Below are 13,183 nucleotides of genomic sequence, written 5' to 3' on the forward strand. Positions count from 1 at the left end.
GCGGAATCGCGTCTCCGGCAGCTATCCGCAGGTCGAGGAATCACCTGGCGAACTCTGTCCGACTTCTCGAGTAACGTGCTTCTACGGATCTGTACGTGAGAAAGGGAGCTGTGACGTCGTCGCGGAGCATGGTGGGATTGTTCGCCGGTATCGGCGGGCTCGAGTTGGGTCTGTCCGAACATGGGTGGAACACCGAACTGCTGTGCGAGATCGATCCAGGTGCCCAAGCTGTCCTGCGCTCACGATTCTCGGACGTTCCGCTGCACGGTGACGTCACCAAACTGCGCGCACTCCCTCAGAACGTCGAACTCGTCGCCGCCGGATTCCCGTGCCAGGATCTCTCGCAGGCCGGGAAGACCGCAGGCATCACCGGCGCCCGATCCGGTCTCGTCGACGAGGTGTTCCGTCTGGTCAAGCGCAAGAAAGGTCCGCGCTGGCTGTTGATCGAGAACGTGCCGTTCATGCTGCAACTCGGCAAAGGCGCTGCCATGCGTCACATCACCGACGCCCTCGAAGATCTCGGCTACACGTGGGCGTATCGGGTGGTGGACGCCCGCGCGTTCGGGCTTCCCCAGCGCAGACAACGCGTCATCATGCTCGCCTCCCGCACCGACGATCCTCGCGAGATTCTCTTCGGGCAGGACGCAGGCGAACGCCTCGGCGGCGACCCGGCCGATTATCCGTGCGGCTTCTACTGGACCGAGGGCACCCGCGGGCTCGGCTGGGCCGTCAACGCCGTCCCCACTCTCAAGGGCGGGTCCTCCGTGGGCATCCCCAGCCAACCGGCAGTGCGTCTGCCGTCCGGTGAAATCGTCACTCCTGGGCTCGTCGACGCCGAGCGTCTGCAGGGCTTCGACCCCGACTGGACTCTGCCGTCCGTCGAGGTCCCCGGCCTGCGTCACAGCCACCGCTGGAAGCTCGTCGGCAACGCGGTGAGCGTGCGGATGGCGTCGTGGGTCGGTGGCAGACTGAGCGACCCCATCGAATACGACGCCGCAGCGCAAACCCCGCTCGAACCCGGTGACGCGTGGCCGAGTGCCGCATGGGGGCACAATCGTCAGGCGTTCCGCGTCCACACCTCGACGTGGCCGGTGCAGTACGAGTACGAAGACCTCAGCGGTTTCCTCGAGGACACCCGGCTATTGTCCGCTCGGGCCACGGCGGGCTTCCTCAAACGCGCCCGACTGGGCAATCTGCGATTCATCCCCGGTTTCATCGAGGACGTCGAAAGCCATCTCGAGCGGATGGGCGGATATCCCGAGGCGGTGGCATGACGGAGCCGCTGTTCCCCGAGCCCGACAGTTTGTTCGCGGATGCGGATCTGACGGAGCCTGCCCCCGAACCACTGTGGAGTGCCCTGCACCTCGCAGGCGACAAACCTGCCGCCGACGCCGATCGTGGCGAGAAGAAAAACTACGCTCAGCGCCTGTCCAACCAGTTGGCCCAGACTGTCGCCGACTCACTACGACCGCTGTACCCGAACATCACCCCTACCGCGACCGGCGAAGGTCAGGAAGCGACGGTCGATGTCGCCAAAGGCCGAAAGCGCTTGGACGTCAAGGCACTCGACCCCACGCTGGGCCTGATCCTGTGCGTGTCCATCAAGACCTATAATTTCCAGGACTACAGTCCGCGCAGCGGCAAGCTGGGCCGGTGGACCAAGAACATCGTCCGCAATGATCACGAATTACGCGGCGAGGCAATGGTTCTGCATCAGCGCCAGCCGTACAGCGTGTTGGTCGCCGTGATGTTCGAACCGTATTCCACCTGCGACGACGGTGATCCCACCAAGTCCAGCGACACCGGCAAATCGTCGTTTGCACACCATGTCACCACACTGTCGAAGAGATCCGGGCGCGGAAAACGTGCCGTTGTCGGCGTACCGGGAAAAGCCTGGGTGGACCTCGGCGCCGAGGACACCCGCTACGACCTCTTCGAGAAGGTCTACATCGGACTCTACGAAACCGACGGTGCAGTAAGATTTTTCGACGTCGAAGAACCGCCGCCTCGTAACGGCCGGCCCACCGACTCCCAGACACTCTCCTTCGACGAGTTCGTCACCGTCGTACACGGCGAGGTCGAGCGCCGTAACCGGTTCGCTCCTACCTGGTCCGAACCCGAAGACAGCGACGACGCCGACGGCTGAGGTGAGCCCACATGCCCGCGACGGATCGCCACACCAGCGCTCGGATGAGCGCGCAGCGGCGGCGCGACACCAAACCCGAGATCGCGCTGCGGCGCGAACTGCACCGACGCGGGCTGCGCTACTTCGTGGACCGGGCGCCGGTGAAGGGTATCCGTCGGCGCGCCGATCTGGTGTTTCCGCGTCGTAAGGTCGCGGTGTTCGTCGACGGATGTTTCTGGCACAGCTGCCCGCAGCACGCGACGTTCCCCAAGAACAACGCACAGTGGTGGGCCGACAAGCTGGCTGCCAACGTCGCGCGAGACCGCGACACCGACGCGCGTCTCTCCGATCAGGGCTGGTCGGTGATCAGGGTGTGGGAACACGAAGATCCGCTGGTTGCAGCGCAACGTGTTCAAACTGCCGTGTCCGATCCGTAAAGTCGGTGTGATGACGGCACGCAACGCAGCGCGGTGGGGTTTGGTGGCCACATTGGTGCTCGGCGGCATCACGTACTCGTCGTGGTTGCTCGAGTTCTTTCTCGACACCGGCCTCGATCCGGTGACGTCGTTTCTCAGCGAACTCGACGCCGACAATCAGAAGTATCGTGAGCTGTTCGGCAACGCCGACGTGGTCAGTGCGGTGTTCGTTCTGATCGCCGCCGTTCTGGGCATCTCGTTCACCTCCCGGCGCCGGTTGTATCTCACCGGCTGGGTCGCGCTGGCGGTGTTCGGCGGCTCGACCATCGCCGACGCGTCGTTCCCACTCGAATGCTCGGGTGACGGGTGTCCGTCGAGCGCACCGGACGGCTTACTACCGCAACTGCACCACGTTCACGCCTTGACCAGCAGCGTGGCGGTGTTCGCGATCTTCATCGCGATGATCGCCTTCACCGTGGGCGCCTACCGTTACCGGGAGCATCGGTTCCTGCGGACCGTGGGGCTCGGCCTGCTGATCCTGACATCGGTGGCGACGGTGTGGATGTTGACCACCAACGGAATCGAGCTGGCGGGCGGCGGAAACCTCGGTCTCGGAATCGCGCAGCGCGTCCAGGTACTCGGAATGACCTTGTGGCTGTGCGCCCTTGCGTACGCGATGTGGCAGGCACCCACCACCACGGACACTCCGGGCGGTAACCGTGATGTACCAGAAGAACATGGTTCTGCCCGCTAGCACCAAGTCCCGCACGGCCATGCGGTGTCGTTGACCGAGCCGATTGCACCGAGTTCGGCCGCGCAGGGTCTGTGCACCGCATGCACCCACACGGATCGGTGGCACACCGTCGCTCGGGATTCGACCGGCCGCAACGTCTCGACCCGTAGGCTTGCGATATGAGCGATCGCGCGGTGCCGAATCTGCCCTCTCGCGACTTCGACGACACTCTCGCGTTCTACGGACGGTTCGGATTCGAACCGTCCTACCGCGACGCCGGCCGGCTCATTCTCCGCCGTGGGAAACTCCAGGTGGAGTTCTTTCTGTTTCCCGATCTGGTGCCGGAAGAGAGTTCCTTCATGTGCAGCATCCGCGTTGACGATGTCGACGAACTGTATCGGCAGATCAAAGCATCGGGCGTAGCCGAGAGGACGGTCGGGAGTCCACGACTGCTCCCCGTTCGGCTGCAGCCGTGGGGGCAACGAGTAGGTTTTCTCGTCGATCCCGAAGGGACGCAGCTACATCTGATCGAGAACCTTTCCCAGAGCGACAACGACTGACCGGTCGATATCGCGACGTACTTCAGGCCCAAGTCAGCACATGTCGTCAGCGCTGCAACCACGAGCGCCGATGCCAGACACGAGAACCGGGGCACCTGACTCGACGTCCGCCGCGAGCGCCGTGATCAGTGCGCTCCATAAGGAGGGGGAGTCGACATTTCCGATTGCGGATTCGCAAAACTCCTGCCTCAGCCCTCGTGCGAGTCACTGTGCGTTCAATACAGATACTTGCGGTATGTCTCTTTCCTCGCCGGTTCCATGTCCTCGACTCGTCGGTTGTGTTGCTGCGCCGTCATGTCGCGCAAACTCGGAACATCGTCATCGGATGGCCACGTGGACGGATCCCACAGTTTCGCGCGCAGAATCGCCCGGGCGCAATGAACGTAGGCCTCGTCGATTCGTACGATCACCGCAAGCAGAGCCGGTTTGCCGGACATTGCCATCGACGCCAGCAGTTCGGGATCTGTCGAGAGGGCCGCGGTACCGTTGACCCGCACTATCTCGTCGTGCCCTGGCGCGAGAAACATGATCCCGACGTGCGGATTCTCGAGCATGTTCCGATACGAATCCGCCCGCCGGTTTCCGGGGCGATCCGGCAGAATCAGCGTTTTCTCGTCGGGGAAGTGAACCTGGCTGAGCAGGTCTCCGCGCGGTGAGCAGTCACAGTTGCCCTGCGCATCGGCGGTCGCGAGCACGAAGAACCGCGCCTGTTCGATGAAGTCACGTATCAACGGCGTCGTGAACGCGGTGTGTTTCTCCATGATCACCGGATGCGGTTCACCCAGAACGGCGTTGAGTTCCTCGAGTGACTCGATGCGGTGGTTCACGGCCGGCTCACGAGGACGCTTCGGCGGTGACGTGATGCCTGCCCAATGGCAACACCAGCGGCTTTCCCGAGACCGGGTCGGGAATGACGCGACTGTCCAGACCGAACACGGTGCGCACGTTCTCGCTGGTGAGCACGTTGCCGGGATCGCCGGCGGCATAGATCCGACCGTCCGCCATCGCGACGAGGTAGTCGGCATAACGAGCGGCGAGGTTGAGATCGTGCAACACCATGACGATGGTCGTTCCCCGGGACCGGTTGAGATCGGTGAGGAGGTCGAGCACCTCCACCTGATGGCTCACGTCCAGGAACGTAGTGGGCTCGTCGAGTAGCAACACGTCGGTCTGCTGGGCGAGCGCCATTGCGATCCACACTCGCTGGCGTTGACCGCCGGACAGCTCGTCCACCGAGCGTTCGGCCAATTCCGTTGTGGCGGTTGCCTCCAGCGCATCGGCAACTGCGGCGTCGTCCTCGCGGCTCCACCTGGCGAGCACTCGCTGATGCGGATGACGGCCACGCCCCACGAGATCGGCCACCACGATCCCTTCCGGTGCGATGGGTGACTGTGGCAGCAACCCCAGGGTGCGAGCGAGTTTCTTGGCCGGTAACCGGTGGACGTCCTTGCCGTCGAGCAGCACATGGCCGTGCCGGGGGCGGAGCAGCCTCGACATGGACCGCAGCAATGTGGATTTTCCGCAGGCGTTCGCACCCACGATGGTGGTGATCTTGCCCGGCGGCACAGCGAGATCGAGCGACTTCACGACGGTGCGGTCACCGTATCCGAGTTCGAGGTTCTCCACTGTCAGGGTGTGGGATTCGGTCACAGCGAACCTCCCGTGCGATTGGATCGAATGATGAGGTAGACCAGATACGGCGCACCGAGTGCGCCCGTCACCACCCCGACGGGGTAGCGGGTACCGAGCGCGTACTGTCCGATGAAATCGCCGATGAGCACCAGCAGCGCCCCGACGAGCGCCGACGGGACGAGCAGGGAGGTTCCCGATCCGACGAGCCGCGCTGCGATGGGTCCGGAGAGAAAAGCGACGAAAGCGATGGGGCCGGCTGCGGCCGTGGCGAAAGCGATGAGTCCGACCGCTGCGATGATGGCCAGGATGCGTGTTCGCTCCACCCGGACGCCGAGCGCTTGGGCTGCATCGTCACCGAGCTGGATCATCGAGAGGCTACGGGATTGGTTCAGCAGTACAGGGCCCAACACGGCCAGGGCGACGAGAACGGGAACTGTCGACGCCCAGTTGGCGCCGTTGAGGCTGCCGGTGAGCCAACGCATCGCCTCCTGCAGATCCCATGCAGCGGCGGTGCTGAGCAGATACGAGGTGACGCTGTCGAGCATGGCAGCGATGCCGATGCCGATCAGGATCAGGCGAGTTCCGGCAACGCCGTTCTTGAACGACAATAGGTAGATCAGGATCGCGACGGCCAGGCCGAACACGATCGCGAAGGCGGACACCTGCGTGCCGCCGAGTGAGAACACGATGATCGCGAAGGCAGCTGCCGCACTGGCACCGGAACTGATTCCGATGATGTCGGGGCTGGCCAGCGGATTGCGCAGCATCGTCTGGAAGGTGATGCCGCCCAGACCGAAACAGATCCCGGCAACGACAGCCAGAACGGCACGGGGAAGTCGGAGTCGACCGACTGTGAACGACGCGCCGGGAACGTGCTCCCCCAGAATGACACGCACGACCTCGGACGGCGAGTAGAAGGTTTTCCCCACCGTCAAACTCACCGCGAAGGCCACGACTACGAGAACGGTCAGGATCGTGATGACGCTACGGCGTCGCCGCCCTCGCCTGATGCGGTTGACGGCAACGGTGTCGATCGTCGATGCCGTGGCATCGAGGGTGGCGGTCACAGTTCGCGTATTTTCTGTCGACGGACGATGTAGATGAAGAACGGCGCGCCGATGAGCGCGGTGATGATGCCGACGTCGATCTCGCTCGGCCGTGCCACGATACGCCCGAGAACGTCGGCGGCAACCAGCAGACCGGCACCGGTGAGGGCAGAAAACGGAAGTAACCAACGGTTGTCGATTCCGATCAACAGCCGGCAGAAATGCGGCACAACGAGGCCGACGAAACCGATGGGGCCGGCAATCGCCGTGGCAGCGCCACACAACAGGACCGCACCGAGTGCGGTGGCCGCACGGACGAGTCCGACACGTGCGCCCAGACCCGCGGCGACCTCGTCACCGAGCGCCAGGGAATTGAGGCTGCGGGCCGAGAGTAGGCAGATCACGAAACCGACTACGAAGAACGGCAGCCCCTGGCGGATCGAGTCGAAACTCGCCCCACCCACACCACCGATCTGCCATGACCGGGCACTGGCCGCGATATCGTTGCGGGGCAGCATGATCGCTGTGATGAATGACGCGAACGCTGCCGACGTGGCAGCGCCTGCCAGCGCCAGTTTGAGTGGGGTGGCGCCGTCGCGGCCGAGTGAGCCGACGACGTAGACGAACAGCGCTGCAGCAGCGGCTCCGAGGATCGCCACCCAGATCATGGACGTCTGCGTCCAGAGCCCGAACCACGCCATGCCGACCACCACCGCGAGTGAAGCACCCATGTTGACACCCAGGATTCCGGGGTCTGCCAACGGGTTACGGGTGATCCCCTGCATCACAGCACCGGCCAAGCCGAGCGCTGCACCGACGACGAGAGCGAGAACTGTACGCGGAATGCGCTTGGCTATCGCACCCTGGCCGATATTCTCCGTCGAACCTCCCAGCGCCGCAACGATGTCGGACCAATCGACATCACGTGAGCCGATGACGACCGACGCTCCCGCAAGTGTGACGAGCACGATGAGAACGCCGATCAGCCACAACCCGTTACCGAACGCCGGGCGCCGCATGTCGCGGGCGCCCGACGTCGAGTCTTGCGAGGTTACCGTCACTGCCCGGCAGCCGAGGACTTTTCAGCAGCTGCGGCAAGTAGGTCGACGTAGTCGCCGAGCACCCAGGAGATGGCGAGCGGTGTGGGGTTGGCGGCCGTGCCCATCGGGCCGGTTCCGTCGAGGAACACCACGGCGTTGTTCGCGACGGCAGGCATCTGCGAGAGCAACGGATCCGCCTTCAGAGCATCGACCAGTGCTTGATCGCCGTAGGTGACGATGATGTCGACGTCGTTGAAGACGTCCACTCGTTCGGCGCTGACCTTCTTGGAGAACTCGCCGCCGGTCGACGCGTCGGCAACGCTCTTCGGCGTGGTGAGGCCGAGGTCCTCGAAGAACGCGGCGCGGGTGTCGTTCGCGGTGTAGAAGCTGACCTGGCTCAGGTCGGACGTGTCGACGTGCGTCAGGAACATCGTCGCTTTACCGGCCAGCTGCGGATGTTTGGCCACCTCGTCGGAGATTTCCTTCTCGATGGTGGCAGTGAGCTCCTCGCCTTCCCTCTCCAGCCCGAGGCCCATGCTGTTGTACTTGATCACATCACGCCACGAGGTTGCCCACGGCCCCTGCGGGTACGCGACAACCGGAGCGATCTCGCTCAACGTCTCGTAGTCCTCCTTGGTCAGACCGGAGTATGCAGCCAGGATGACGTCGGGGTTGGTGTCGGAGACGGCTTCGAAGTCGATCCCGTCGGTTTCGTCGAAGAGCACCGGCGGTTTCGCGCCGAGCTCGTCCAACTTCTCCTCGACCCAGGGCAGCATGCCGTTTCCGTTGTCGTCGCCGAACGTGGCCGCAGCCATCCCGACGGGAACGATCCCGAGAGCAAGGGGCACTTCGTGATTGGCCCACGCCACGGTGGCGACGCGTTCCGGCTTCTCCTTGATCGTGGTGGTACCGAAGGCGTGGTGGACAGTGACGGGGAAGCTGCCGGATCCACTGTCGCTGTTGCCACGATCAGCAGAATCAGACGAGTCCGAACTACAGGCACTCATACCGAGTACCAGGGCGACGGCTGCGGCGGCGGCCGCCAAGAAGCGTTGTGAACGCATGGAACAGAACTCCATCGAGTAGGAATACAGGTCCTCGACCCAGCGCAACGGAAGCCAATTAGGTGAGGTTTGCCTAAACCGTAACGGTGGAGACATGTTGGCGCAATCGCGGGTTTGGGACACCCCATGTAGCGATCGGGACAGAATGCCGGCGTGGTCAGCCCACTCGAAACGTGCCAGGCGTAGCCCCGGTGACGCGTCGGAATGCGGCGCCGAAAGCGCTGGTCGAGTGATATCCCACCCGTTCGGCCACCTCGCTGAGGTCCAGGCCGTGCGCCAGCAAAATCACTGCGCGCTGAGCCCGCACCGCCGCCACCCATCGCCCGAAACTCAGTCCGGTTTCCGATCGGAACACCCGCGTGATCGTGCGCGGGCTCACATCCAACAACGTCGCCCAATCGGACAACGTTCGTGAATCGCTCGGATCGTTCTGGATGGTCTCCACGAGTGGACGCAACAACGGCAGTTCCGGGATCTGGACGAGCAACTCATGGGGAGACGGCGCGAGAACATCGATCACCATGCTCTCCGTCAGCGAGCGTGAGTAGCTTCCGAGCGTGTCGTCCGTCAACCGCTCGAGCAGGTTTCGCAGCAGCGGTGTCACCTCGACCGTCACCGGAACATCGGACAACGACGGCACCGAGTCGATGCCGAAGTGCACCGCCCGATACCACGTTCCCGCTGGGGCCATCGACGAGTGCAGTACACCGGCCGGCATCCACAGCCCGACAGTCGGGGTGATCGTCCACGTCCGCGAGCCAACCGTGGAACTCGACGCTCCACGTTCGTTCCACAGCAGCTCGTGGGTGGGATGCGAATGCGCGTCCCAGTGAGTTTCGCGTGAGACCACCTCGTCCATGCCCGCGATCACGAACGGCACCGCGACCGATCCGGCCGGATAGATCGGCAGCGCCCGACTGTCCACGGTCACCAGCGCATCCTCCTCGGCTCGCGGACGGGAACGATCGGCTCGCCACCAGTCTTCTCGACATGAATCATATGGGCCGTCTTCCACCACGAAGACAGTGCCACCAGACCACGAGTCATGGCGAGCCTAGAGATCGGCGATGCCGAACAGTTATACGTAGTTCACGTTCAGCGAACTGAGAAAACGCCGCAACTCTGGCAAGTTCGATGCCTTCCGGTCCAAATCCTTGTAAATACTGTTGTCACTGTTGAGTGCCCGCTTGTCGCTCTTTTCCTTCAAATACTGCATGTCTTTCCTGTATGAATCGAGATTTCCCAATGCCCATTTCCTTCCGCGCTCAACCTCGGCCGATTTATGCATCCTCTAACGAATTCTCTACGCAAGACTGTCGTTCACATCGGCCACTTACGGGTCCTGCCTCCTACGCTCCGAGCCGCACTACTCAGAGCCGAATTCATCTTCATGACGTTGCCGAACCATCTCTCGTCGTTGACAGTAAGCGAACCGAAACTCCCGGCGACCGGATTGTCTCCCTGGAGTTCGAGTTGCATACGCCACAAGGTCTTGACTCGATTACCAGCAGCAACGACAAATCCATTGTCAGACAACGATTCGATGTAAACCGTCTCAGCCAGGGGAGGTCCAGACAATGGCCCCACATCCAGCATCACCTGGAACGGATATTCCCCGTCATAGTCGCTGGTGCCGTGTAACACTTGCAAGAATTCCGAGCCAGTGCACGGAGCCGTGAATGTTCTTTGGCGAAACTCTTTGGCAGGTCGGAACAAACCCATCCTGTTTCCTCTCAGCGCATGGAGGTGGGCTGCTTTGCGCCCAACATCCTCGGTCAACCGAATACCACGGCGCCAAGGCTACTCAGAATTGATCGTCGCGACAGTCATTCACATAGACGACATCGCGAACTGCGACATTGACGAAACCACACCGGTGGTAGATCGAATTCCCTTGGCCACCAGTTGAAGTGCACTACGCGTTGCTTTTCAGATTCCCGATCAACTTGCAGAGGCCACTCCACTACACCGGTAACCGCACACTGAGCGCCGAACTTCGCGAGCGCCCTCAGCTCACCCAATCCGTCATCACGTCGGCCAGCGCCAGTGCACCGACATTACAGTCTTCGGCCGATGCGTACTCGTCGGGAGAATGCGAGACACCGGTGGGATTTCGCACGAACAGCATCGCGGTCGGCACTTTTTCCGAAAGGATTCCGGCATCGTGGCCGGCCGCAGTGGGCAGGACCGGGACCTCTCCCAGGTGTGCGAGCGCCCGCGCCAAGCGCTCTCGCGGCGCTGCCGGGAACTCGACGATCGGAGTGATCGACTCGGCAAACACCTCGAGACCGATCCGATCGACTTCGGCGTGCCCACGCGCCTCGGACTCGATCTGCGCAACGAGCTTGCTCAGCGTCTCCTCGTCGGCGGCGCGGGCGTCCAGCCAGGCCTTGACCTCCGAGGGAATCGCATTCGCACCGTTGGGCAGGACTTTGATCTTTCCGAAGGTCGCAACCGCGTCGTGCACGGCGGCAGCGTTGCGGGCGCTGTGTACCGACGACGCGTACGCGAGCATCGGATCCCGGCGATCCACCAGACGAGTCGCACCGGCATGGTTCGCCTCACCGGTGAAGGTGAACTCCCACCGGCCGTGCGGCCAGATCGAGGACGCGACGGCGACCGGCTTGTCCACGAGATCGAGCGCCCGACCCTGTTCGACGTGCAACTCGACGTACACCCCGACTCGCTCGACAAGCGACTCGTCCACACCGAGGTGCGCGGTGGGCCGACCCGCTCGCGTCATCGCCTCCGCCAGGGTGATGCCGTCGTTGTCACGCAACGACAGTGCCCGATCCGGTGCAAGCGCGCCTGTGGAGAGCTGGCTGCCGACGCACGCGACACCGAATCTGGCCCCCTCCTCGTCCGAGAAGGCCGTCACCGCGATCGGGATGACCGGCTCCACTCCCCGGCCTCGGAGTATGTCGATCGCCGCGAAAGCGGACACGACACCGAGCGGCCCGTCGTACGCACCGCCGTCGGGCACGGAGTCGAGGTGCGATCCGGTGACGAATGCTCCGGTCGGCTCTCCGATCCACCCGTTCGGTAGCCACCATGCCCACAGGTTGCCGTTGCGGTCTTCCTCGACATCCATGCCCCGCTTGGCAGCGCAGTCACGGAACCACTCGCGGAGCGCGAGATCGGCTTCACCCCAGGCAAATCGACGATATCCGCGCGTCGAACGATGCTGACCGACGTCAAGGATGGTCGACCACAGCGAATCGAATGCAGTCACGATCAGTACCGTCCCGGGATCCAGGTGGTGCCTGCCAGCGGCACCCGCGCCATGGCGGACGCTTCGACGGTCAGGGCAACCAAGTCCTCGGGTTCGAGATTACGCAGATGCGACTTTCCGCAGGCCCGCGCCAGTGTCTGCGCTTCCATGGTCAACACGCGCAGGTAGTTCGCCAACCGACGCCCACCCTCGACCGGGTCCAGGCGAGCGGAGAGTTCCGGGTCCTGCGTGGTGATGCCTGCGGGGTCGAGTCCGGCCTGGAAATCGTCGTAGAATCCCGCCTCCGAACCCAACTTTCGGTACTCGTCGGCATAGCGAGGGCTGTTGTCGCCCAATGCGATCAATGCGGCGGTACCGATCGCCACGGCATCAGCACCCAATGCCATGGCCTTCGCGACGTCGGCGCCACTGCGGATGCCACCGGAGACGATCAACTGCACCTTGCGGTGCACACCCAGTTCCTGTAACGCCTGGACGGCCTGCGGGATTGCGGCGAGCGTCGGTATTCCGACGTGCTCGATGAACACTTCCTGAGTGGCCGCCGTGCCGCCCTGCATTCCGTCGACCACCACGACGTCAGCTCCGGCCTTGACCGCCAGCTTGACGTCGTAGTACGTCCGCGTCGCACCGACCTTGACGTAGATCGGCTTCTCCCAGTTGGTGATCTCTCGCAATTCGACGATCTTGATCGCCAGATCGTCCGGGCCGGTCCAGTCGGGATGCCGACACGCGCTGCGCTGGTCCACCCCGATGGGGAGGGTTCGCATTCCGGCGACACGCTCGGTGATCTTCTGCCCGAGCAACATTCCACCGCCACCCGGCTTGGCGCCCTGACCCAGGACTATCTCGATGGCGTCGGCCTTACGAAGATCGTCGGGGTTCATTCCGTAACGCGACGGAAGATACTGATAAACAAGGCTTTTGGACTGTCCACGCTCTTCCGGTGTCATTCCGCCATCCCCGGTCGTGGTCGAGGTGCCGACTTCACTGGCACCACGACCGAGGGCCTCCTTGGCTTGTCCGGACAGCGCGCCGAAGCTCATTCCCGCAATGGTGATCGGAATGTCCAGATGCAAAGGAAATTTGGCGTGAGTATCGCCGAGGACCACATCGGTGTCGCATTTCTCCCGATAGCCTTCGAGGGGGTATCGGGACATCGAGGCGCCGAGGAAGAGCAGGTCGTCGAAATGCGGGAGCTTGCGCTTGGCGCCCCAGCCGCGAATATCGTAGATCCCGGTTTCCGCCGCGCGCTGGATTTCGGCGATGACACCGCGATCGTACGTCGCGGATTCACGTAGACGGGTGCCCGATGCCGGTGTGTTCATGACTGCTCTC

General features: G+C 63.2%; 13 protein-coding genes. 5 read left to right on the top strand and 8 right to left on the bottom strand.

The window, feature by feature from the left end; all coding sequences use genetic code 11:
* Window positions 1-128: 128 nt before the first annotated feature.
* The 5 genes from ABH922_RS21750 (at window position 129) to ABH922_RS21770 (ending at window position 3,834) form a co-directional block, all read left to right on the top strand.
* Window positions 129-1,274, top strand: coding sequence for a DNA cytosine methyltransferase (locus ABH922_RS21750; protein WP_424809756.1), 1,146 nt, complete (start codon window positions 129-131; stop codon window positions 1,272-1,274).
* Window positions 1,271-2,146, top strand: a complete 876-nt coding sequence (locus ABH922_RS21755; RefSeq protein WP_424808889.1) for a hypothetical protein — start codon at window positions 1,271-1,273, stop codon at window positions 2,144-2,146. The genes ABH922_RS21750 and ABH922_RS21755 overlap by 4 nt, the downstream gene beginning before the upstream one ends.
* 11 nt (window positions 2,147-2,157) lie before the next feature.
* On the top strand, window positions 2,158-2,562 hold the full coding sequence (locus tag ABH922_RS21760; RefSeq protein WP_424808890.1) for a very short patch repair endonuclease: 405 nt from the start codon (window positions 2,158-2,160) through the stop codon (window positions 2,560-2,562).
* Window positions 2,563-2,572: 10 nt separating this feature from the next.
* Entirely contained in the window at window positions 2,573-3,295 is a 723-nt protein-coding gene (locus ABH922_RS21765) for a DUF998 domain-containing protein (RefSeq protein ID WP_424808891.1), read from the top strand.
* 158 nt (window positions 3,296-3,453) lie between these two features.
* On the top strand, window positions 3,454-3,834 hold the full coding sequence (locus ABH922_RS21770) for a bleomycin resistance protein (RefSeq protein WP_424808892.1): 381 nt from the start codon (window positions 3,454-3,456) through the stop codon (window positions 3,832-3,834).
* Between the two features lie 215 nt (window positions 3,835-4,049).
* Here ABH922_RS21770 and ABH922_RS21775 read toward each other — a convergent pair whose 3' ends face one another.
* From ABH922_RS21775 to ABH922_RS21810, 8 genes are all read right to left on the bottom strand, one after another.
* Window positions 4,050-4,661, bottom strand: coding sequence for a pyridoxamine 5'-phosphate oxidase family protein (locus ABH922_RS21775; protein ID WP_424808893.1), 612 nt, complete (start codon window positions 4,659-4,661; stop codon window positions 4,050-4,052).
* Window positions 4,662-4,668: 7 nt separating this feature from the next.
* The gene (locus tag ABH922_RS21780) at window positions 4,669-5,484 is read right to left on the bottom strand and encodes an ABC transporter ATP-binding protein (RefSeq protein WP_424808894.1); all 816 of its coding nucleotides are present in this window, start codon (window positions 5,482-5,484) and stop codon (window positions 4,669-4,671) included.
* Window positions 5,481-6,533, bottom strand: coding sequence for a FecCD family ABC transporter permease (locus tag ABH922_RS21785; RefSeq protein ID WP_424808895.1), 1,053 nt, complete (start codon window positions 6,531-6,533; stop codon window positions 5,481-5,483). The genes ABH922_RS21780 and ABH922_RS21785 overlap by 4 nt, the downstream gene beginning before the upstream one ends.
* Window positions 6,530-7,573: a FecCD family ABC transporter permease gene (locus tag ABH922_RS21790; RefSeq protein WP_424808896.1), complete on the bottom strand. Its 1,044-nt coding sequence runs from the start codon at window positions 7,571-7,573 to the stop codon at window positions 6,530-6,532. The genes ABH922_RS21785 and ABH922_RS21790 overlap by 4 nt, the downstream gene beginning before the upstream one ends.
* On the bottom strand, window positions 7,570-8,616 hold the full coding sequence (locus ABH922_RS21795; protein ID WP_424808897.1) for an iron-siderophore ABC transporter substrate-binding protein: 1,047 nt from the start codon (window positions 8,614-8,616) through the stop codon (window positions 7,570-7,572). Before ABH922_RS21795 ends, ABH922_RS21790 begins: the two co-directional genes overlap by 4 nt.
* A gap of 157 nt (window positions 8,617-8,773) precedes the next feature.
* Complete coding sequence (locus ABH922_RS21800) at window positions 8,774-9,547, bottom strand: helix-turn-helix domain-containing protein (protein WP_424808898.1); 774 nt, start codon at window positions 9,545-9,547, stop codon at window positions 8,774-8,776.
* A 1,077-nt stretch (window positions 9,548-10,624) separates the two neighbouring features.
* Window positions 10,625-11,848 carry an allantoate amidohydrolase gene (locus ABH922_RS21805; protein ID WP_424808899.1) on the bottom strand — a complete coding sequence of 408 codons (1,224 nt, stop codon included), beginning with the start codon at window positions 11,846-11,848 and terminating at the stop codon, window positions 10,625-10,627.
* Between the two features lie 2 nt (window positions 11,849-11,850).
* Window positions 11,851-13,173, bottom strand: coding sequence for an FMN-binding glutamate synthase family protein (locus tag ABH922_RS21810; protein ID WP_424808900.1), 1,323 nt, complete (start codon window positions 13,171-13,173; stop codon window positions 11,851-11,853).
* Between the last annotated feature and the right edge of the window lie 10 nt (window positions 13,174-13,183).

The organism is Rhodococcus sp. 27YEA15 (assembly GCF_049739425.1).
GTDB lineage: Bacteria > Actinomycetota > Actinomycetes > Mycobacteriales > Mycobacteriaceae > Rhodococcus_F.